The sequence below is a fragment of the Salegentibacter sp. genome (genome assembly GCF_041642575.1).
Lineage (GTDB): Bacteria > Bacteroidota > Bacteroidia > Flavobacteriales > Flavobacteriaceae > Salegentibacter.
The window spans coordinates 1-21650 of the sequence record NZ_JBEPWD010000014.1; the positions used below are offsets into that span (position 1 = coordinate 1).

The 21650-nt window shown below is 40.6% G+C and carries 17 protein-coding genes and 1 pseudogene; 8 read left to right on the forward strand and 10 right to left on the reverse strand.

What is annotated here, in order from left to right:
• From ACESK1_RS04245 to ACESK1_RS04270, 6 genes and pseudogenes are all read right to left on the reverse strand, one after another.
• Nucleotides 1–360 (reverse strand): annotated as a pseudogene (locus tag ACESK1_RS04245) (transporter); the annotation flags it as partial.
• 32 nt (nucleotides 361–392) lie between these two features.
• Complete coding sequence (locus ACESK1_RS04250; RefSeq protein ID WP_372918247.1) at nucleotides 393–1745, reverse strand: HlyD family secretion protein; 1353 nt, start codon at nucleotides 1743–1745, stop codon at nucleotides 393–395.
• Entirely contained in the window at nucleotides 1738–3480 is a 1743-nt protein-coding gene (locus tag ACESK1_RS04255; protein WP_372918249.1) for a peptidase domain-containing ABC transporter, read from the reverse strand. The genes ACESK1_RS04250 and ACESK1_RS04255 overlap by 8 nt, the downstream gene beginning before the upstream one ends.
• Before the next feature lie 3 nt (nucleotides 3481–3483).
• Complete coding sequence (locus tag ACESK1_RS04260; protein ID WP_372918251.1) at nucleotides 3484–4161, reverse strand: TetR/AcrR family transcriptional regulator; 678 nt, start codon at nucleotides 4159–4161, stop codon at nucleotides 3484–3486.
• 167 nt (nucleotides 4162–4328) lie between these two features.
• Nucleotides 4329–4940, reverse strand: coding sequence for a diheme cytochrome c-553 (locus ACESK1_RS04265; protein WP_372918253.1), 612 nt, complete (start codon nucleotides 4938–4940; stop codon nucleotides 4329–4331).
• A 128-nt stretch (nucleotides 4941–5068) separates the two neighbouring features.
• Nucleotides 5069–5899 carry a universal stress protein gene (locus ACESK1_RS04270; protein WP_372918255.1) on the reverse strand — a complete coding sequence of 277 codons (831 nt, stop codon included), beginning with the start codon at nucleotides 5897–5899 and terminating at the stop codon, nucleotides 5069–5071.
• Nucleotides 5900–6049: 150 nt separating this feature from the next.
• Between ACESK1_RS04270 and ACESK1_RS04275 the strand changes: the two genes are divergently transcribed.
• From ACESK1_RS04275 to ACESK1_RS04290, 4 genes are all read left to right on the forward strand, one after another.
• Nucleotides 6050–6514 carry an RNA methyltransferase gene (locus ACESK1_RS04275; protein ID WP_372918257.1) on the forward strand — a complete coding sequence of 155 codons (465 nt, stop codon included), beginning with the start codon at nucleotides 6050–6052 and terminating at the stop codon, nucleotides 6512–6514.
• A gap of 84 nt (nucleotides 6515–6598) precedes the next feature.
• On the forward strand, nucleotides 6599–8545 hold the full coding sequence (locus ACESK1_RS04280) for a M1 family metallopeptidase (protein ID WP_372918259.1): 1947 nt from the start codon (nucleotides 6599–6601) through the stop codon (nucleotides 8543–8545).
• Between the two features lie 117 nt (nucleotides 8546–8662).
• On the forward strand, nucleotides 8663–8986 hold the full coding sequence (locus tag ACESK1_RS04285) for a TraR/DksA family transcriptional regulator (RefSeq protein WP_372918261.1): 324 nt from the start codon (nucleotides 8663–8665) through the stop codon (nucleotides 8984–8986).
• Between the two features lie 64 nt (nucleotides 8987–9050).
• Nucleotides 9051–10550: a carboxypeptidase-like regulatory domain-containing protein gene (locus tag ACESK1_RS04290; RefSeq protein WP_372918263.1), complete on the forward strand. Its 1500-nt coding sequence runs from the start codon at nucleotides 9051–9053 to the stop codon at nucleotides 10548–10550.
• Nucleotides 10551–10595: 45 nt separating this feature from the next.
• Here ACESK1_RS04290 and ACESK1_RS04295 read toward each other — a convergent pair whose 3' ends face one another.
• Together ACESK1_RS04295 and ACESK1_RS04300 are read right to left on the reverse strand one after the other, a co-directional pair.
• Nucleotides 10596–12032, reverse strand: a complete 1437-nt coding sequence (locus ACESK1_RS04295; protein WP_372918265.1) for a TonB-dependent receptor — start codon at nucleotides 12030–12032, stop codon at nucleotides 10596–10598.
• A gap of 40 nt (nucleotides 12033–12072) precedes the next feature.
• Complete coding sequence (locus tag ACESK1_RS04300; protein ID WP_372918267.1) at nucleotides 12073–13614, reverse strand: SulP family inorganic anion transporter; 1542 nt, start codon at nucleotides 13612–13614, stop codon at nucleotides 12073–12075.
• 416 nt (nucleotides 13615–14030) lie between these two features.
• Here ACESK1_RS04300 and era point away from each other — a divergent pair, with 416 nt between their 5' ends.
• The 4 genes from era to ACESK1_RS04320 all read left to right on the forward strand — a co-directional run bounded on the left by era (nucleotide 14031) and on the right by ACESK1_RS04320 (nucleotide 20359).
• Entirely contained in the window at nucleotides 14031–14912 is an 882-nt protein-coding gene (gene era / locus ACESK1_RS04305) for a GTPase Era (RefSeq protein ID WP_372918269.1), read from the forward strand.
• Between the two features lie 114 nt (nucleotides 14913–15026).
• A complete protein-coding gene (gene der / locus ACESK1_RS04310) occupies nucleotides 15027–16334 on the forward strand; it encodes a ribosome biogenesis GTPase Der (protein WP_372918271.1) in 1308 nt (435 codons plus the stop codon).
• Between the two features lie 103 nt (nucleotides 16335–16437).
• On the forward strand, nucleotides 16438–19161 hold the full coding sequence (locus ACESK1_RS04315) for an outer membrane beta-barrel protein (RefSeq protein ID WP_372918274.1): 2724 nt from the start codon (nucleotides 16438–16440) through the stop codon (nucleotides 19159–19161).
• Between the two features lie 157 nt (nucleotides 19162–19318).
• Complete coding sequence (locus ACESK1_RS04320) at nucleotides 19319–20359, forward strand: AI-2E family transporter (protein WP_372918316.1); 1041 nt, start codon at nucleotides 19319–19321, stop codon at nucleotides 20357–20359.
• Nucleotides 20360–20408: 49 nt separating this feature from the next.
• Here the strand turns inward: ACESK1_RS04320 and ACESK1_RS04325 are convergent, their stop codons facing one another.
• Together ACESK1_RS04325 and ACESK1_RS04330 are read right to left on the reverse strand one after the other, a co-directional pair.
• On the reverse strand, nucleotides 20409–21206 hold the full coding sequence (locus ACESK1_RS04325) for a YgcG family protein (RefSeq protein WP_372918276.1): 798 nt from the start codon (nucleotides 21204–21206) through the stop codon (nucleotides 20409–20411).
• Entirely contained in the window at nucleotides 21207–21647 is a 441-nt protein-coding gene (locus ACESK1_RS04330; RefSeq protein WP_372918278.1) for a TPM domain-containing protein, read from the reverse strand. It lies immediately after the preceding gene.
• Nucleotides 21648–21650: the final 3 nt, after the last annotated feature.

Below are 21650 nucleotides of genomic sequence, written 5' to 3' on the forward strand. Positions count from 1 at the left end.
ATTCTGTGGGTTGAGATAAGCACCTTCGTTGAGGTCGTAACCACCCTGCAGTTCTATTCCAAACCAGGTTGGGATCTTTAATCCGCTTTCAATGATGCTGTAATATTCGGTACCTTTAAAATTCTTCTGTTTGGTATTATTGAAGATCTTGGGATCAAAGGCTCCTCTTGCCTCCTGAACATCAGCATCGCCAATCTCCAATTGATTTTCTGCCTGCCGGGCTACAGGATGATTTGCCTTTACCAGATCGATATATTCCTCAAAAGTCAGAATCTTTTCAGTCCCAAATTCCTGTGCCCGGATTGGAACAGCCTGGGAGAATATTAGCATAAACAGGAATATATTTTTTAAAAAGTTCATCTTCATGTTCTTGATTAGCAGAAGTGTCTTGTTTACTTCTTTTCTGTATTAATTCCTTCTTCTTCAGGAGAATAAAAATCGGGTGGAAAGCCGTTGATATTTCTCCACAGCTCATACCACACAGGCACATCTTTAAGTAGCACCATGTTTGAAGTTCCTGCACCTAATCTTAAGGCTTCAGGCCATTTTGGTTGCTCAGGATCGGGAGCTACCAAAACTCTATACCTGCCGTTTTTAGTGATGAATCTGTCTATAGCAAAGATCTCCCCGCCATAGGTACCGTAACTTTGCTCGGGCCAGCCTGAGAAAACTATTGCAGGCCACCCATCAAACTGAATACGCACATCCTGACCTTTTTGAAGGAGTGGTAGGTCAATTGGGCGCACGTACATTTCTACTGCCAGTTCATAATCGGCTGGCATAATGCTCACAATTTGATCGCCTTCTTTTAAAGTTTCTCCAATCCCAGACTGGATAGCCTGGGTAATATAACCGTTGGTAGGAGCGGTGATATAATACATTCCCTGCCTAACCGAATAGTTAGTGTATTGGTTCTCCAGTTTGGTGATCTCAGCCTCCGATTCATATAGACCGCTTAGCGTGGTAAATTTATCTGATTGTGCTTTGGCAACAGCATCGCGATACTGCGCCTGGATAGAACTCAGTTCTACCTCGGCGTTAATCACCTCATTCTGACTCGTGAGCAGCTTGTTCTGAGCCGAAATCATTTCAGCCTGCTCCTTTCGCATGCTAAGTCTCCGGTTTTCAAGGTCAGTAAGGGATTTTAAGCCTTCTTCGTACAGACCGAGAATTCGCTCATATTGTTCTTCAGCAATTTCATAATTTATAATAGCCGCCTGATAGTCCATGCTATCACTTTCAACCTTCAGCCTTGACTGCCGGGCCTTATTTCTTGCCTGTTGTAATTTCAGCTGATTGGTTTCCAGTAGAGCTGCAATCCTGTTGTCAAGGGCATTTACTTTTTCTCTGTAAGACCCAACAGCCAGTTCTTTGGAGTTAAGTTGCGCCCGGGTTCTTTCTAAAAGATCAGGATCGAAATAATCGTCTTTTATTTCTGAAACGAACATTATGGTGTCTCCTTTTTCAACATAGTCGCCCTCCATTACAAACCAGTCTTCAATTCTACCGGCAATAATAGATTCAATACTTTGCGGCCGGTGCTCTGGCTGGAGTGCTGTTACCTGTCCCTTGCTTCTTATATTCTGGGTCCAGGGAAGAAACATGCTTATAAACATTAGCAGGAAGAAAATTCCAATGAGCCTTTTTAGCCATTTTCCCGATTTCCGGCTTTCCACCTTTTCAAGGCTTGTGTAGGAAGTCTGATTAACCTTATCGGTTATTTTATTTGATGAAATATTAAGCATCTTCCTCGTTTTTAAATTCTTCTGATAATTTCAGTTCCTCATAGGTGCCGGTTTTGGTAATTCTTCCTTTGGAAAATATGGCAATACGATCACAGCGTTTAGCAAAATGTGCTTCGGAAGAAACGGCTATCAGAGTCCAGTCCTGTTCTTCAGAAGTAAGGAAATCCATGATCTTAAACCGTTCCTGGCGATCGAGATTGTCAAGAATATCTTCAATGAGCAATAAATTTGGCTTGCTCACAATACTTCTGGCGATTAAAATCTTGGTGATTATACTCCGGGAAGATTTATATCCCTGGGGTTCTACAAAGGTATCATAGCCTTTTGGCAGGTTTCTTATAAAACTTTTTAACTTTAGATGATTAACCGCCCATTTTACATTTTCAAAGGGGATATCTTTTCTTCCCATGGTGATATTTTCCAGAACTGTGCCTTCAAATAAGGTTCCCTGGGCAAAACATTCTCCAATCACCGATCTCATATCGTTGATATTTAAATTATTAAGGGAAATTCCATTGTAGGAAACCACCCCTTTCTTTACATCATATAGTCCTGCAATAAGCTTCAGTAAAGTTGATTTTCCTGAATTGTTTTTACCTGTGATCAGAAATTTTTCCTTCCTTTTAACCGCCAGGGAGATGCTCTCAAGGATATTTCTTTCGCTTCCAGGATATTTGAAGCTAAGACCTTCAGTTTTTACCTTCATTCCCGGGGTATTCATTTCATCTTTTAGATTTATACCTTCTGTCCTTTCCAGTTCAAGATCGGTCACTTCTCCGATCTTCTCGAGCCCGGTGATTACGTCATAAATTGTTTCGAGACTAACGATTAGTTTTTCAACCGATTCCATTACCAAAAGAATGATGATCTCGGCTGCAACGAACTGTCCTATATTTATAGTTTGATTCATGACCAGGATTCCTCCCAGGATTAACAAACTTGCAGCTACAATAACTTTAAAAACTACCATGTAGGAATATTGCTGCATCAGGAGTTTAAAATGGCTCTCCCTGGATTTTAAATAAGAACTTACATGGCTATTCGTCCGTTCCAGGGGTAGTGCTGTGTCTCCCGCAAGTTTAAAAGAGATATTGTTACGGCCCACTTCTTCCAGCCAGTGAGCAACTTTATACTTGTATTTGGATTCCTCTAAACTCGTGGTAAGTCCCTTCTTTACAGTAAAATGAAAAATTACGTAAAGCAAAAACACCAGAAGTACACTAAAAACGATAAATAAAGGATGGTAGAGTGATAGAAGGATTAGGCCGAATAACACTTGCAAAACAGCTACAGAAAAGTCGATAAGTAATTTTGGCAGTCCCTTTTGCACCGTCATAACATCAAAAAAACGGTTCATTAATTCCGGGACATAATGTTTATAAAGAGATTCCATTCTTACCCTGGGCAGGCGATATGAAAATTCGAAAGCTGCTCTTGTAAATATTTTTTGTTGCAGGTTTTCAGTAATTCTGAATTGAAAAAGGCGTAAAATTCCCGTAGCCGCCACTCCCAGTACAACGAAAATAATCAGTAATATCCATGAAGTTGTGATCTCTCCACCTATGATAAGATTCACAATTGCCTGAATTCCTAATGGCACCGATAAATAAACTAGTCCATTAAAAATAGAATAGATATAGATGTTAATAATTTCCTGCTGATCCGGTTTTAATAACCTGAAGAGTCTTTTTAATGGGCTTGGCTTTTCGGTATTTGTCATCTCGTCTTTGCTCATCTTTTATTCGTGAATAGTGCGGAAGATCATTTCCTTATAAAATTGGGTGATTGCATCTTCTCCCTTAACTATATCGGTTAATCCCGGCAGGTGGTCCGCAAAGAAGCGTTGGTTGTGTGCTCCTTCAATAATAGTTGAAACCAGCATATGAGGATATTTATACCTTGGGTTGATTTCCAGGATAATATCGCTCACCCGGTTTACCAGCTTTTTGTATCCTGCAAATACACCAGCTTTATTTTGTTGGTCCACTTCTTTGGTTAAATATACCTTTGAGGATTCTGAAATTATAATATTCTGAAGCTTAATTTCATTGATATGAAAAAAACTACTGTCCTCATCAATGGGTTTTGTTAGCAGAATAATGGCTCTTTTAAGTTTTTCTTCAGGTGAATCTATATTGGCTGTTTTAAAAATAAAATGATACTCCAACCAACCCCAATACCAAATGGTTAAGTACTGCAACAGCTTGTGTTTGCTTTCAAAATACCGGTAAACTGATGCCTCGGTAGAGTTGATAGACCTTGCCAGCTTTTGAAAGGTGAAATTTTCAAAGCCAATCTCCTCAATCATTTCAATGCTTCCGGCAATAATCCGCTTTCCTAAAGCACTGGATTCCGGGTTTTTCAGGTAGGAATGGGGATTTACCTGAATGGAAATGTTAGAAAAAAAACTTTTCATAATAGAAATTTGGGCAAAAATAATAGTAAACCTATCATATACGCAAGTTAAACTCTTGTTAATTTGCGAAAAACAATTCTTTGTACCTGCTTTTGAGAATGAATTAAATCCCAGTGCCGTAGTCGGTACAGGGATTTTTAATGGCTGTTATGGATGATTTCTCACCTTTATAGGCTGGTTAATTTTTGAGGAGGAATTGGTGGCGGTACCGGATTATTCACCGGCTCTGTGCTCAGGAAATATTCATACATAGCCCGTAGATCTTCTTCCTCAAGATTTTTGAAATTTTCCCAGGGCATTGGCGGTAATAACATCCGCCCGTTGGGCAGACCCTTAAGCTTACCTTCGGTTAGAGAACGTTTGAACTGCTCAAAACTCCAATTTCCTATTCCGGTGTCATCAGAAGTGAGGTTTGCAGCAAAGGATACACCCCAGGGGCCAACCGCGGCAGTAAGATCAGGAGAAATAAGCATCCAGCCTTTATCCAACGCGTCCTGGCTTATTGGCGGTAATTCATTTTTCGCCTGGTATCCGGAAAAAGAGAGCTCTTTTATATACTCCGGTCCGCGCTCACCCATTCTTTTTGGGCTATGGCAATCCTGGCAGCCAATAGTGTTAACCAGGTATTTCCCGCGTTTAACAAGATCTTTCTGGCTTATTGTATCTTTTTCAGGGGCAGGTTGGTAATCTTTTTTTGCTTCAGCTTCCTTGCAGCTCACAAAGGAACCAATCATTAAACTGACAGATAATAGGAGAAAGCTGTGGAGAATAGACTTCATAATATTGAATTTTAATTGGTAAAACTTTTCAAAATCAAAATAGGAAGCCTGATACCTGGGGAAACCCGAAGTTTCAATAAAATAACTGAAAGAGTAAATAAGGAAAAACCTTTAATTTTTGTTTAATCTCACTTTTTAAGATTGATACTCAGTACAGGGAGATCAAAGTGATTGATTATATTTTCTGTAACTCCGGGACTGAATATTTTCCCTAAATTTGAATGTTGATGGGTGACGGTAGCGAGCATATCGGGGTTTTCTGAGGTGATATACATCCCGATGCCGCGTTCTTCGTTTTTAGCATTGTAAACAAAGCGTTTTTCATTCACATCGGTTTCCTGACTCAGGAATGCATCCATTGCTTGTTCTATCTGGTTGCTTTCCATAAAGGTGTATGGAGTATTTACGTAAACCACGTCTATTTCCAAACCAAACTTTTTTATCAGTTCCAGGATATCCAGGAAACTCTCTTTGGAATCTTCCTGGAAATCGGAAGCAATACCAATCTTTTTCAGGGGAGCAGGACGGTCTGTTTGCTTAACCGATAAGACGGGAACAGGGGAGTGTTTTAAAACCCGCTGGGTATTGCTGCCCATAAATTTTCCCATTCCTTTCTCGCCGTGAGTTCCCATTACCACAAGGCAGTATTTTTCCTTGCTGATATAATTCTGGATCTCTTCAACTCCCTGGTTGAATAAAAGTAGAGAATTTGCTTCAACCCCAAGCTTTTCAGCCCGGCGTTCAAGCTTTAGCAAAGCGTCCTTGGCATCGCCAATAGCTGTCTTGGTTTCAGGGTAAAGTGTTTCTTTTTCAAGGGAAAGCTTACTCCAGTCTACCGGAGTATTTATAAGATGCAAAAAGCTAACTTCAGAATTAAGCTTTTTGGCAAGCTCTAAACCAATATTGGAAGCATGATTGGCACAATCAGAAAAGTCGGTGGGTATTAGAACACGTTTCATAAGTTTGAATTTTTATATTAAACCAATCGGTGAACATAGATAAAGTTAAGACGTGAATAGTATTTTTTAAATGATTTAAATCATTTTTGAATTTTCGGTTCAGGCATTGTTATTTTGCCTATCCTCTGAACACACAAATTTTACAGCTTTATGGAAACAGATAATCTGGAACAGGGTTTTTTTGGGATAGGTATTCAAAATGGCAAGACCCCGGAAAATCTTGGCGTGCTTTGGCGATCTGCCCAGAATATGGGTGCAAGTTTTATTTTCACAATAGGAAACCGCTACGAAAAACAAGCTTGCGACACGCATAAAGCAGTAGGAGCTATGCCCTATTTTCACTATGAAAATTTTAAAGATTTTTATGCGCATTTGCCTAAAGCTGCGATGCTGGTAGGTGTAGAATTAACCGAAACAGCCGTGCCACTCGAGAGTTTTAAGCATCCACGCCGCTGTGTTTATCTTCTTGGTGCCGAAGACCACGGACTTTCCAATCAGGCCATTGAGAAAGCTCATCACCTGGTGAAATTCAAATCTAAACTCAGCCTGAATGTTTCGGTAGCAGGTAGCATTGTAATGTATGACCGGGGAATGAAGCCCGAATTTTCTACTTGAGCCCAAAAGTCTTTTCTTCGGTTAAAATTGGATATTTTAAGGCATTCATTAAATTAGCGTGAATTAAAAACTAAACTAAAAAGAATGAAGATATTTTCAAGACTGATGTTGTCTTTTGCGGTCGCCGGAATGTTCGGTGTGACTGTGACGGCACAGGAGGTTGTGGAAAACAACCAGGCCGATTTTGACGAATTTATGGACCGAAGCGGGAATAAATACCGCTCGGCTACCGGAAAACCCGGTCCCGATTACTGGCAAAATGAAGCCGATTATGATATTGAAGCTACCCTTGATGACCAGGAACATACTATCACCGGTAAAATCACCCTTACCTACACCAATAACAGCCCCGAAGCTCTGGATTTTATCTGGATGCATCTTGAGCAGAATCGTTTCACCGAAGATTCCCGTGGTACTTTAACCACTCCAATCCAGGGAAATCGGTATGATGGCGATATCGAAGGAGGCTATACTATTTCTAATCTTGAAGCCAGGGTGAAGAGAAGTAGTTCTAATGAATATCTTATCAACGATACCAGAATGCAGGTTTTCTTTGATAAACCAATCCCGGCAAAAGGAGGGAAAGCAACAGTTTCGATGGACTTTACATATAAAATTCCCGTTGAAGGGATGGATCGTATGGGCCGCCTGGATGTAGAAGACGGGACCATATATGCCCTGGCGCAGTGGTTTCCGCGTGCTGCCGTCCTGGATGATGTTGAAGGCTGGAATATAGAACCTTACCTTGGCGCCGGAGAGTTTTATCTGGACTATGGGGATTACGATTATAAAATAACCGCCCCTGCCAGCCATATTGTGGTTGGATCAGGAACTTTGCAGAACCCGCGACAGGTGCTTTCAGGTAAAGTAAAGGAAAGATGGGATCAGGCAGCAAAAAGTGATACTACCGTTTACCTTATAAAACCTGAAGAGGTTACCGATATGTCTTTAAGAGCAAAACAGGAAGGCACGCTTACCTGGCACTATAAGATGGAGAACGCTCGTGATGTAGCTTTTGGTTCGTCTAAAGCCTTTATCTGGGATGCAGCAAGGATCAATCTGGCAGACGGAAAAACTGCACTGGCACAATCGGCTTACCCTAAAGAAAGTGATGGAGAAGACGCCTGGGGCCGTTCTACCGAATATTCTAAAGCTTCGGTAGAGCATTATTCTGAAAAGTGGTTTGATTACCCTTATGGCGGTGCTGTAAATGTTGCCGCAGATATCGGCGGGATGGAATATCCCGGCCTGAATTTTTGTAGCTATAAAAGCGAAGGTGCATCGCTATGGGGTGTAACCGATCATGAATTTGGACACAACTGGTTCCCCATGATCGTTGGATCCAACGAGAGACGCTATGCCTGGATGGACGAAGGTTTTAATACTTTTATCAATCATTACAGTAGCCTGGAGTTTAATGACGGGGAATATCCTTCCAGACTTAACCAAACCAGAAACATGATCGGTTGGTTCACCAGCGAAGAAAGGGAAGGTATAGATACTTATCCTGATGTTACCAACCTTAGAAATCTTGGAATGACGGCTTATTACAAACCGGCCATAGGTTTGTTACTGCTTCGGGAATATATTATTGGAGAAGAGCGTTTTGATAATGCTTTTAAATCATACATAGAATCCTGGGCTTACAAACATCCCCAACCGGCCGATTTTTTTAATCATATGGAAAATGTTACCGGTGAAAACCTTTCCTGGTTCTTTAAAGGCTGGTTCTACGGAACCGGAAATATAGACATTGCCGTAACCGGAGTTCAGGAATTTCAGGGCAATTACGTGGTGAGCCTGGAGAACCGTGGGGAGATCCCAATGCCGGTGGTGATGGAAATAACCTATGAGGATGATTCTTCCGAAACCCTTAAGCTTCCAGTGGAGATCTGGCAGCGTGGTGATTCCTGGAATTACCTTCACAGAACCGATAAAAACGTGAAAAGCGTGGAACTAGATCCTGAAAAATTATTACCAGACGTTAACTTTTCTAATGATGTCTGGCCACAGTCTATATACAGGGATTAAGTCATCTAAATAAAATTATGTTAAGGCTGCCTGGTTTTCGGGCAGCCTTTTTTTGTTTATGGTTTTCCATCAGAATTAATAAGTAAATCCCGATATTTATGCTGAAAATTTTCAGGAATGGATAATACAGAAATAATTGAAAAAATAAAGGAAGAGATCGCCAGGACCGAAGACCAGGTTATCAAATACAGGGACCTTACCAAGCCTATTTCCCCGGAAAATGCTATTGGTCGCGTGTCCAGAATGGATGCCATTAATAATAAAAGCGTGAATGAAGCTGCCCTTCGACAGACCGAACAAAAACTTACGGATTTGAAGAGGGTTCTGGATAAAGCCGGGAGCAAAGAATTTGGTATCTGTGTGAAATGTAAGAATCCTATCCCTATTGGCCGAATTATGATAAGACCAGAAAGCCTGTTCTGCGTGAATTGCGCAAGTTAATTTTGAAATCAAACGCCATGGGTGTAACATTTCCTCTTTAATTCCGTCTTCTAAAGAAAACCTAATGCGCTCAGTATCATTTTTCTTCTTTTTCTTATTTGTTGCGATTTCTCCAACCATCGCGCAGGAATATGCTGCCCGACTACTGGATGAGAAAACCCGGGAAGCCATTCCTTTTGCCACGATTCAATACGCCGCGAATAAAGGGGTGATCACCAACGATGAAGGGAAATTTGGTTTTTGCGCCAACTTGAAGGAAGATGATTTGATTAAGATCTCTTCTCTGGGTTACGAGCCTATGGAGATTTCAGCGCTGAATTTCAGGGATTCTCTCATTTTTATGAAGCCACAGAGTATAGAACTCGATAATGTTTTTCTTAGTAACAAAAACCTGTCGGTTGATGAGATCCTGGATAGAATAAAGGAAAATATCAGTAAAAATTACGATCTCGGTTATTCTCAAAAAAGATTTTTTTTCAGGGAGTCACAGCTTAGCAATGTCAGAAGATTTGATCTCAAGGTTGAAGAAAGCACAATTCCCGAGCTCAACCAGGAGCTGATGAATAAAGTCACCGCAAGTATTCCCAGGCAAAGCGATTCTTATAAAGAAATGTTGGGTGACTTTTACGGGAACTACGATTCACAGAAAATTCAGTTGATCAAAGCCGCTGATCTTCACAACCCGCAAAACCTAGCAGATCTTAAGGAGTTAAACGGAAAACTAGAGCAAATTTTTCAGGAGAATATAAAGAGCAATTCTTTCCTAAAGATCAAATCGGGTATAGTAGGGGTGAAGGTTGATGCCGATGAGTTTGCTGAAGATATGCAGGAGGAAAAGCCTGATGCTGAAAAAACTCCGGAGGAACTGAAGAAAGAAAAGCTTCAGAAACAAAAGAGTCTGGGAACTTTTGCGACTTCAAAAATAAAAACCCTGCATCAAAATATGTTCTGGAAAGAGGATATCCAGCTTGATATATTCGAAAAATCCAGGAAATATAATTTCAGGGTAGACGGATATTCCCAGATTGAGGATGCCGTGGTTTATGTAATTTCCTTTTCACCCAAACGCAACGCCGATTTTAGAGGAAAAATGTTTGTGAACACTGAAGATTTTGGAGTTTACAGGATCGATTATGAAAATGTGAAACCCTTGAAGAAATTCCGTCTTTTTGGAATAAGTACGCTGGAAGATGTTTTTCGCGGGAAAATGATCTTTTCTAAGAATGAGAGTGGGAAATATCAAACCAAATATCTGGAGCTCGAGCAAGGTGAAAGTGTGGGTATCGAACGACCTCTGAAAGTTATAGAAAAGAATAAATTCGTAAAAGGCAGGAGGAAACAAAATGAACTTGATCTCGATATAAAAATTAATGTTGGATCCTTAAAAAAATATCAGTTGGTGGTTTATGAAGATAGTTTTTTGACGGGTAAAGACTTTGAAACTTTAAAAACTTCTGATTCTTTTGACTTTGAAACCTTTAAAACCTATAATTCGGCTTTCTGGGATGGTTATAATATTATTGAACCCAATGCAGCGATAAAGGCTTTTACCGCGGTAGAATAGGATGACAAAAAAATCCCGGCAGCTAGCCGGGATTTTAAATTAGATTTAGGATTTCTCTTCCCTGAACAGGTTTTTTTCCTTGATCATTTTGGCGGTTTTTTCGGGGATCATCTTTTCCCATCCTTCCTGGTCTTCTACTATCATTTGATGTACCTGTCGGGAATGAATGTCTAATACTTTAGGTTCATAATCTGTTATGTCTACCACCCTGTTATTATCTAAAAAGAATTTATAGAGTTCCTTAATCCGTGGGTGAACCTTCAGGTTTTTGCTGGTAGTAATTTCCCCGGTCTCCGGATTTTTAAGCGGATATAGATAGATCTTCAGGTTCTTGAAGAACAGTTTTCCGAAAGCTTCCAGAATTCCACCACTTAAATGCCGATAGTATTTTTCATCGAAAATGTCTATCAGCGTGTTAACACCCATCGCCAGCCCCATCTGTTCCTTGGTGTGCTGGGAGAAATATTCTACTACTTTATAATATTCCTGAAAATTTGAGATCATCACGTTATGGCCAAGGCCGCAGAGCAGGTCAGCACGGTCCAGGAAATCTTTTTCGTCTATTTCCCCTTCAGACTTCAGGTTGGATAGCGTTATCTCGAAAATCACTACTGTTTTCTCAGGGTCAACCCTCTTTTCTTTTTTAAACAAATCCAGAGAATTCTCGTACATATTCATATTCACATTAGTCACCGGTCGGAAACTTCCGCGAAGTGTTAGGATATTCTTCTTGTACAGGACATTGGCAGGAAGGATATTATTTCCTTCGGTGTTGAACATTACGGCTTCTGTGATTCCGTTTTTAACCAATTGAAGACTCATCAGGCGGTTGTCTACCTCCTTGAAAACAGGCCCTGTAAAATTTATGCTATCAATCTCAATTTTATCGGTATCCAGGTGATCCAGAAGATGTTTAAGCAATTTTTTAGGATCGTCAAACTGATAAAAGGCTCCGTAAATAAGATTAACTCCAAGAATTCCCAGACTTATTTGCTGGTGAACTGCGCTATTTTCATGAAACTGGACGTGCAGGATAATATTGCTGTATTCCTCCCTGGGTTTGGTTTGAAATCTTATGCCCAACCAGCCGTGTCCTTTGTATTTTTTGGCCCAGTCTATTGTCGCTACGGTATTGGCATAGCTGAAAAATAATTTGTCTGGATGTTTTTCCCTGGATATTCGCTCTTCAATCAGCTTGCTTTCATAATCAATCATGCTTTTTAAGCGGACTTCACTTACATATCTTCCTGTTGATTCTAAACCATATATCGCATCACTGAAATCCTTATCATAAGCACTTATGGTTTTGGCAATGGTACCGGAGGCATTCCCGGCCCGGAAAAAATTTCTCACCGTTTCCTGGCCAGCGCCAATTTCGGCAAAGGTGCCGTATATGTTTTTGTTTAGATTTATTCTTAAGGTCTTATTCTCTACTGAAATAATGTTCTCGAATTCCAGGTCTCCCTCATCAATAACAGACATATTCTTAGAATTTTATAGTTGCCCTATAAATTTACTAAACTTAAACCTTATCTACTACAACTTTATAGGTTGGATCTTCCAGGATGTTAACTTCAATGATGGCATCGGCTTTATTTAAGAGTGCCCTGCAGTCACTGCTTAAATGTCTTAAATGAAGTTTCTTTCCTTGTTTGTGGTATCTTTCAGTTAGTTTGTTAACCGCTTCAATTCCACTCATATCTACGATACGGCTTTCAGAAAAGTCTATCACGACTTCTTCAGGGTCATTTAAAACATCAAATTTATCATTAAATGCCTGAACAGATCCGAAGAAGAGAGGTCCGTAGATCTCGTAATGTTTAACACCTTCTTCGTCTACTCTTTTTCTGGCTCTAATTCGTTTGGCGTTATCCCAGGCAAAAACAAGCGCTGAAATAATTACGCCAATTAGTACCGCAAGAGCGAGGTTATGAAGCACCACAGTTACTCCGGTAACAAGCACCATAACTAAAATATCAGATTTAGGCATTCTTCTGAAGGTTCTTAAACTGGCCCACTCAAATGTACCAACGGCAACCATGATCATAAGTCCGGTAAGGGCCGCCATAGGTAGAAGTTCAATCACACTTGAACCAAACATGATAAAGATAAGCAAACTCACTGCAGCAACAATTCCCGACAATCGGGCTCGTGCTCCTGAGGATACGTTAATAAGACTCTGCCCTAACATGGCACAACCTCCCATTCCGGAAAAGAAACCGGATAGAATATTGGCACCGCCCTGGGCTACACATTCCTTGTTACCGCTTCCACGAGTTTCGGTGATCTCATCTATAATATTAAGCGTAAGCAGACTCTCTATCAAGCCTACTCCCGCCATGATCGCGGCGTAAGGGAAGATCAGCATGATAGTGTCCAGGTTGAAGGGTACCATTGGGATATGAAAGGGTGGAAATCCACCTTTAATTGAGGCGATATCTCCAACGGTCCTGGTGTCTATACCCAAAGAAGCAACTATCCCAAATACTACAAGGATAGCTACTAATGTGGCCGGAACCACCTTGGTTAATTTTGGTAATAGCCAGATGATTAAAATAGCGGTTAGTACGAGTCCAAGATAAGTGTAAAGGGGCGTGCCGGTCATCCATTCCAGTTCGCCTGCCGCATTTGGAGTTTTAAACTGGTCAAGCTGAGACATGAAAATTATAATGGCCAGTCCATTAACGAATCCGAAAATAACCGAATGCGGTACCAGTCTGATGAGTTTTCCCAGGCGTAGTACTCCTGCAAGCACCTGGATCAATCCTGCCAGAACTACCGTGGCAAAAACATATTCGGGTCCGTGAGATATAGCCAATGCTACAATAACAACTGCTACCGCACCCGTTGCTCCGGAAATCATCCCGGGACGCCCTCCAAAAATCGAGGTGATTAGGCCCATAACAAAGGCCGCATATAAACCGGTTAGTGGCGATAATCCGGCGATAAGCGCGAAGGCTACCGCTTCAGGAATTAAGGCCAGGGCAACGGTTAATCCGGCCAGGACTTCTGTTTTGTAATCTACTTTTTGTGAAAAATCAAAAAGGTTGAAAATCTTTTTCATCAGAATAAAAATTTAGTATATGGTGATTGGCGAAATTTTATCGCGGAATAAAGGCAAACGGGAGTGCATAGGCCTGTTTAGGGCGGAGTAATCAAGGATGATTGTATGTTTCTTCCGTGTTTCATAAGAGCCGGCAAAATTAATCAATTATTCTTAAGCCAAAAGCTCAAGTCCAATTATCTTCCATTTTTTGTTATTCTCTTAATTTGTAGCGGGTTAAATTGTGAATTCGATAAACTTTTAAAAAACGATTTTCAAATTTGATAGACCTGGGATAAAGCTTAAAATTTGGAATATCCTGAACTTCAATAACTTAAATTTAACTGATTTTCAGGATATTTTAAAAATTTAAAGTCATTTCTAGGACTGCATTTGCCACAAGTCTTGCTATTTTTGCAGAATAAATACTTTTGAAGATGGCACATAAGGCAGGTTTTGTAAATATTATAGGAAATCCCAACGTGGGAAAATCAACTTTGATGAACGCTTTTGTGGGTGAGAAACTATCCATAATCACCTCCAAGGCACAAACCACGCGGCATCGAATTCTTGGAATCGTTAATGGAGATGATTTCCAGATGATCCTTAGCGATACTCCGGGGATTATAAAACCCGCCTACCAGCTTCAGGAATCGATGATGAGTTTTGTGAAATCGGCCTTTGAAGATGCCGATGTTTTGATATATATGGTAGAAATTGGTGAGCAGGAACTTAAAGATGAAGCTTTTTTCGACCAGATTATCCAGGCTAAAATCCCTGTTTTATTGCTACTTAATAAGATCGATAAATCCAATCAGGAGGAACTGGAATCCCAGGTAGCTTTATGGACCGAAAAAGTACCCAATGCTGAAATATTCCCAATCTCTGCCCTTGAAGGTTTTAATGTAGCTGAAGTCTTCAACCGTATTGTTGAGCTCTTACCCGAAGCTCCGCCATTTTATCCAAAAGACACCCTTACCGATAAACCCGAACGCTTTTTTGTAAATGAGATCATCCGCGAGAAGATCCTGATGCATTATAAAAAAGAAATTCCATATTCTGTTGAGATCGATACCCAGGAATTTTTCGAGGAAGAAAAGATCATCAGAATGCGCAGCGTGATAATGGTTGAACGCGATACTCAAAAAGGAATTATCATTGGCCATAAAGGTGCGGCTTTGAAAAGAGTAGGCGTGGAGGCGAGAAAAGACCTTGAGAAATTCTTCGGAAAACAAGTGCATCTTGAGCTATACGTGAAAGTGAACAAAAACTGGCGTAGCGACCAAAGACAACTTAAGCGCTTCGGTTATAATGATTAGATAAATTGAAGGCCTCGTATTGGACCTTTTTCAGACTTAAAAATATGCGGATTAGACTTTTCGGCTAAACCCGATTTTTTACACTAATTTTGCATTTTAATAAAAGAAAAAGTTATGGGCAGTATTGTTGCTATCGTGGGAAGGCCAAATGTAGGGAAATCAACCTTTTTCAACCGTCTCATTCAACGTCGTGAGGCTATCGTTGACTCGGTTAGCGGGGTGACCCGGGACCGTAATTATGGAAAATCTGACTGGAATGGTCGGACTTTTTCCCTTATTGATACCGGTGGATATATAAAAGGTAGCGACGATGTTTTTGAGGCCGAGATCGATAAGCAGGTAGAACTGGCCATTGATGAAGCCGATGCCATTATCTTTATGGTAGACGTTGAAACCGGAGTAACTCCCATGGATGAAGACGTTGCCACCCTTCTCAGAAAAGTTGAAAAACCCATATTTCTTGCAGTTAACAAGGTGGATAACAATAAACGACTGGAAAACGCTGTGGAATTCTATTCCCTTGGACTTGGCGAATATTTTCCAATTGCCAGTACCAATGGCAGTGGCACAGGAGATCTTCTGGATGCCGTTATAGAAGCGCTGCCGGAACAGGAAGCTGAAGAAGAATCTGAACTTCCACGTTTTGCAGTGGTGGGCCGTCCTAACGCCGGAAAGTCTTCTTTTATCAATGCCCTTATTGGGGAAGATCGGTATATCGTTACCGATATCGCCGGGACTACCCGCGATTCCATGGACACCAAATATAACCGGTTCGGATTTGAATTCAACCTGGTAGATACCGCCGGAATTCGCCGAAAATCAAAGGTTAAAGAAAATCTTGAATTCTATTCGGTGATGCGCTCTGTACGTGCCATCGAAAATAGCGATGTTTGTTTGATCGTTCTCGATGCTACCCGAGGCTTCGATGGCCAGGTTCAGAATATTTTCTGGCTTGCTGAAAGAAACCGAAAGGGGATCGTGATCCTGGTAAATAAATGGGACCTGGTAGAAGATAAAGAAACCAATACCATGAAGAATTTTGAGGCTGAGATTAGAAGGGAGATCGAACCTTTTACCGATGTGCCTATCGTTTTCATCTCTGTACTTACCAAGCAGCGAATTTTTAAGGCTATTGAAACCGCAGTGAAGGTTTTTGAGAATAGAAGTAAAAAAATAAAGACCCGCGAGCTTAACGATGTGATGCTGCCTATTCTGGAACACACTCCACCGCCGGCCTATAAAGGGAAGTATGTGAAGATTAAATTCTGTACGCAATTGCCCACCCCACAACCACAGTTCGCCTTTTTCTGTAATCTGCCCCAGTATGTCCGGGAACCTTACCGAAGGTTCGTTGAAAACAAACTGCGGGAAAACTTTGATTTCAACGGGGTTCCTGTAGCCGTGTATTTTAGGAAAAAATAAGACAGGTTAAACTTTGTAACATTTGAGGAGTCTAACAACCAACATTGTTAGAGAGTGCATGTAATTGCCTCAATTCATTTATCAATTTTAACGACCACCCTTAATGCGAATTTTCCTTTCCCTGGCCTTTTTGTTTTTAGCCGGGACCTTAACTGCACAAAATTTTGAAATCACAGGCAAAGTGTTGGATCCCGATGGGAATCCGCTCGAATCGGCCACTGTTTATGTTGAAAAGGCTTCAGATAGTAGCCTGGTAACTTATTCTATTTCGGAAAGAGACGGGAAATTTCACCTATCAGGAACCACTGAAGCTAAAAAAGTGAATTTCCGGATTTCCTATGCGGGATTTCAAACCTATAACCGCAGCCTGGAAATTGAGAAAAGCCTGGAACTTGGGGATATCACCATGAAAATGCAGGATAATACCCTCGATGAAATTCTTGTGCAGGGAACAAGCGCTCCTATTTCGGTAAAGAAAGATACCCTCGAGTTTAATGCTGACTCATTTTCTACCCAACCAAATGCGAATCTTGAAGAGCTCATGAAAAGGCTTCCGGGGGTTGAGATAGATTCTAACGGAGATATCACTGTAAACGGGAAACCGGTCTCAAGAGTGATGGTGAACGGGGAAGAATTCTTTGGAGACGATCACCGTATCGCCACAAAAAATCTTCCGAAGGATATCATAGATAAAATTCAGGTAACCGATACTAAAACAAGATCTGAGGAATTTACCGGGAAACCCGGAGATCCCGAAAATAAAACCGTAAACATCACTATAAAAGAAGATAAAAACCAGGGATATTTTGCAAGAGCTACGGTAGGTGGTGGTACAGATGACCGCTATGAAATGAGTGCCATTGCTAACTATTTTAGAGATGACCTTCGAATTAGTGCCCTTGGGAGTTCAAACAATATAAACAGTTCCGGATTTAGTTATGATGAGGTTTTTGGGATGATGGGTCGTAGCGCCGGAAGAGCTGTATTTGGAGGCGGCGCAGGAGGAATTACCAAGGCAGAAACCGGAGGTGGAAATTTTGTAAATAAATGGGAAGATAGAATAAGATTAAGCGGCGATTATTTCTTTGGAAGAAACGATACGGAAAGAAGGACCCTGGTTTCAAGGGAAAACATTTTACCTGACTCCCTGTATTATTCAAATTCTGAAGATAGAAGCAACCTCCTTAACGACAGCCACCGGGCAAATGTTAACTTCGAAGTCGAGTTTGATAGCCTTACTCGCCTCTCAATCCGGCCACGATATAACGCCAATTTCGGGAAATCAACACGCAACAGAGTTGAAGAATCACTGGATGAGAACGGAAATCTTATCAATAACACTGAAGTATTCAATAATGAAGATTTGGAACGCCAGAGTTTTAATAACGATTTAGATTTCATAAAACGTTTTGGAAGCAGGGGTGCTTATTTACAACTTGAATTTTCCAATGACCACAACAGGCAACGAAATGATAACATTTTCTATTCAGAAAGCTTATTTGCTGAAGATGGGGAGGAAATCACTGAAATTCAGGATCAGTATATAGATGAAGACGAAAAGGAAGATAGTTATTCTTTTGAAGTAAGTAAACGCAGTGTGCTTGCCGATCAGTTTTTTCTGGATGTTTCTTACGATATGGAATATTCAAATTCTACGAATAAAAGATATGTCTATGAAGCCGAAAATGGCAATGATGATTACAACCGGTTAAATGAAATATTAAGTAACGATTTTCAGGTAACCAGCCTCAGGCATATTCCTAATGTTGGTTTAAATTATGAAGGTGATATCTGGAGGATCAATACCGATTTTGGGCTTTTGCATACCAGCCTTGAAAATGAGAATTTCCTTGAAGATGCAGCCTTTGATAATACCTACAATAATCTCTTCATGAGAGCCAGGGTTCGTTATGAGGTGGAAAGATCAAAAAGTATTACGTTTAGTTATGATACGAATGTAGATATTCCTTCCATTAATCAATTGCAACCGGTTATAGACCGAACAAATCCTTTGAATATCCGAATTGGAAATCCAGAGCTGGATCCGGCTTACCGGCAAAGTTTTAGACTTAATTACCGAAATTTCGACTTTTCTACCAGGAGTGGGATTTTTAGTTCTTTGAATGTAAACTTTACCGATAATACCGTGGTGCCCTATACCACTATAGAAGATTTTGTTAGAACTACCACTTACACCAATGTTGACGGTGTAATGAGCGCTAATGCCCGGGTATTCCTTAATAAACAGATCAAAAACGATAAAAGGGAATTCCGTATTGGGGGTGGAGTAAATGCATCTTACAATAAAAATGTTGGTTTTACCAATACTGTAAAATATAATGCAGAGCGTTACAGCGTTTCATCAAACCTTCGATTTACTTATGCTATAGATGAACTCTTTGATATTAATCCTGGTTATCAGTTAACTTATAATAATACCACCTACGACATTAATCCGGCCAGAAATGAAGATTTCTTTAATCATCGTATTGGATTGGAAGTAACTACCTATTGGCCCGAGAACGTGGTTTTTGGAAATGATATTTCTTACAATTATTTCGGAATTGCTACTCCAGGTTTTGATAATACTTCTTTACTGTGGAATACCAGTCTTGGTTACCAGTTTCTTGATGACGATGCTACCATAAAGATAAAGGTATACGATATGCTCAACCAAAATATTGATACCCGCCGAACCATTGGGGATGACTTTATTCAGGATACCAGCAATCTTATTTTAAGGCGTTATGCCATGCTGAGTTTTACCTATAAACTGGATAAATTTGGTGGCGGCGGCGGGCCACAGGGGAGAGGCCGTAGGAGATAGGTCGATTTTTCCAGGTAGGTGTGGTGTTTCTTTCAAAAGATATACTAACAGTCTTTTGAAGGAAATAAATCTTTTTCATTCCAGGAATTTGATATCTTTAGTTTCTATGGAGAAATTCAACAAAAAAATTACCACCGGCATTTTTATAACTCTATTGATGATTTCCAGCTTTGCGCTGTTAGTATTTCATCCTAATTATTTTCTGCTTGTATTCGCCGGAATATTTCTTTCTGTATTGTTGAATTATAGTTCCAGCTGGATTGTAAGAAATACCGGGATGAAATATTGGCTAGCTTTGCTACTGGTTATTCTGTTTTCCGTAGGTATTCTTTATCTAATGATAATTCTAATCGGGCCTTCCATAGCTTCCCAGGTGCGGGAAATGTCCGATACCTTGCCTAAATCCCTTAACAACTTAAAGGAAGAGATCACCGGTACCAAGGTGGGGAAGGAATTATTTGATGAACTTCCTACTGAAATGGACGAATTAATGAATAACAGGGAAGAAATTTTTTCAAGAATAGTGGGTTCTTTCTCGTCAACTATTGGTGCAATAGCTAATTTTTTTATAATAATTATTACAGGGATCTTTCTTGCATCCACTCCACATATTTACACACAAGGGTTTGTTCGCCTTTTTTCGGTAGATTTTCGTCCACGCCTGCGGGAAGTCATGAATAAAGTCCAATCTACATTAAGTTTGTGGATGATGGCCAAACTCATTTCTATGTTGGTTGTAGGTATTTTAACAGCTATCGGATTGGAAATTCTGGGAATGCCCCTTCCTTATGCATTAGCTTTAATTGCTGCTCTTTTTTCTTTTATTCCGAATATTGGCCCTTATTTAGCTCTTGCTCCTGCTGTTTTGATTGCGTTAATGGAGGGGGGAAATATGTTTATTTATGTACTCATCCTGTATTTTGGTATACAAATAGTAGAAAGTTACCTGATAACTCCCCTGATTGAGAAGAAAATGGTACATCTTCCACCGGCACTTACACTTTTCTGGATGGTATTGCTGGGGATTCTTACCGGTATTCTCGGTTTAATACTGGCAACACCAATTCTTGCTGCACTCGTTGTAATTATTAATGAATTGTACGTAAAAGATAATTTAGAGGCGGGATATGAGCTCCAGGTTGAACAAGAGAATAAATCAGAAACAAAAAAGCCTGAGGAGCAGGAGGAAGAAAAATAATATTTTCGTTATGACGATGGTTTAAGAATGTTGTCAACTGATGTGACGCCTACCAGCTTCCCCCGGCACCACCACCGCCAAAGCCACCGCCGCCAAAACCTCCCCCGAAGCCACCGCCGCCGCCTCCAAAGCCACCGCCTGAACTGCCGCCTCCAAAAGAGCCGCGTCCAAGGGAGCTTAAGATAATTGCATCCAGTAGCGTGCCTCCGGTACTTCTTCGACCACCATTGCGGCCGCCTTTATTTTTGTTGCTTAACGAAACTATAATGACTAAAAAGATAATTCCGAGGATGAGTAACTGTATAGGGATGCCTTCAGATTTCCCTTTGGTTTCAGGTGCGCCCTGAAAAGTACCTTCCAGCACCTGGAAGATCGCTGTGGTTCCTTTATCAAGACCACCGTAATAATTATTCTGCCTGAATTCAGGAAGGATGATCTGCTCAATAATTTGTTTGGTCCTGGCATCAGTGAGGTATTCCTCCAGGCCATAGCCGGTGGTGATCCAGATCTTTCTGTCGTTTTCAGCCATTAAGATCAAAAGCCCGTTATCTTCTTTTGATTGTCCTATTCCCCATTCCTCAGCCCAGTGAGCGGCATAGGTGCCTTCATATTCTCCCTGTAAAGATTCAATAGTAACTACCACGATCTGGGTAGAAGTGGTATCTGCGTAATTTATAAGCTTTTGCTCAAGATTTTGTTCTTCCGCGCTGCTTAAAACATCGGCTTCATCATAAACACTGGTTTGCATCGAAGGTCTTGGGGGAATGTCCCTTTGACCATACCCGGAGAATACCAGGGCCAGTGAAAAAAGTAAAGTGAATATAGACTTGAATTGGGCTTGTAGCATTTATTCTTTTGAAATGGTATTGGAGAGTTCGTTAGTGTTGTCGGGCGACCAGGGGAAGTGTTCTTCCAGCTGTTTTCCGGCTTTAAGGATCCCGTCTACCAAACCTTGTTTGAACTTTCCTTCTTTAAACTGATTTACAATGGCATCTTTGGTGCTTTCCCAAAAATCAGGGGGAACCACATCGTTTATTCCACGGTCTCCATAGATAACAAATTTATGGTCCTCCACGGCTACATAGATAAGCACTCCGTTTTCCTCTTTGGTGTTATCCATTTTCAGTTGGTGAAAGACCTCCATGGCCCGCTCAAAGATATCTTTCTCTCCGCATGATTTTTCAAGATGAACTCTTATCTCCCCGGAAGTGTGACCCTCGGCGGTTCTAATAGCTTCAACAATCTCTTCTTCTTCCTTTTTGCTTAAGAAATCTTCTACCTTGCTCATTGT

Coding starts and splice junctions, on each gene's coding strand:
- ACESK1_RS04250 (WP_372918247.1), bottom strand. CDS start 1,745: ATGCTTAATATTTCATCAAATAAAATAACCGATAAGGTTAATCAGACT.
- ACESK1_RS04255 (WP_372918249.1), bottom strand. CDS start 3,480: ATGAGCAAAGACGAGATGACAAATACCGAAAAGCCAAGCCCATTAAAA.
- ACESK1_RS04260 (WP_372918251.1), bottom strand. CDS start 4,161: ATGAAAAGTTTTTTTTCTAACATTTCCATTCAGGTAAATCCCCATTCC.
- ACESK1_RS04265 (WP_372918253.1), bottom strand. CDS start 4,940: ATGAAGTCTATTCTCCACAGCTTTCTCCTATTATCTGTCAGTTTAATG.
- ACESK1_RS04270 (WP_372918255.1), bottom strand. CDS start 5,899: ATGAAACGTGTTCTAATACCCACCGACTTTTCTGATTGTGCCAATCAT.
- ACESK1_RS04275 (WP_372918257.1), top strand. CDS start 6,050: ATGGAAACAGATAATCTGGAACAGGGTTTTTTTGGGATAGGTATTCAA.
- ACESK1_RS04280 (WP_372918259.1), top strand. CDS start 6,599: ATGAAGATATTTTCAAGACTGATGTTGTCTTTTGCGGTCGCCGGAATG.
- ACESK1_RS04285 (WP_372918261.1), top strand. CDS start 8,663: ATGGATAATACAGAAATAATTGAAAAAATAAAGGAAGAGATCGCCAGG.
- ACESK1_RS04290 (WP_372918263.1), top strand. CDS start 9,051: ATGCGCTCAGTATCATTTTTCTTCTTTTTCTTATTTGTTGCGATTTCT.
- ACESK1_RS04295 (WP_372918265.1), bottom strand. CDS start 12,032: ATGTCTGTTATTGATGAGGGAGACCTGGAATTCGAGAACATTATTTCA.
- ACESK1_RS04300 (WP_372918267.1), bottom strand. CDS start 13,614: ATGAAAAAGATTTTCAACCTTTTTGATTTTTCACAAAAAGTAGATTAC.
- era (WP_372918269.1), top strand. CDS start 14,031: ATGGCACATAAGGCAGGTTTTGTAAATATTATAGGAAATCCCAACGTG.
- der (WP_372918271.1), top strand. CDS start 15,027: ATGGGCAGTATTGTTGCTATCGTGGGAAGGCCAAATGTAGGGAAATCA.
- ACESK1_RS04315 (WP_372918274.1), top strand. CDS start 16,438: ATGCGAATTTTCCTTTCCCTGGCCTTTTTGTTTTTAGCCGGGACCTTA.
- ACESK1_RS04320 (WP_372918316.1), top strand. CDS start 19,319: ATGATTTCCAGCTTTGCGCTGTTAGTATTTCATCCTAATTATTTTCTG.
- ACESK1_RS04325 (WP_372918276.1), bottom strand. CDS start 21,206: ATGCTACAAGCCCAATTCAAGTCTATATTCACTTTACTTTTTTCACTG.
- ACESK1_RS04330 (WP_372918278.1), bottom strand. CDS start 21,647: ATGAGCAAGGTAGAAGATTTCTTAAGCAAAAAGGAAGAAGAAGAGATT.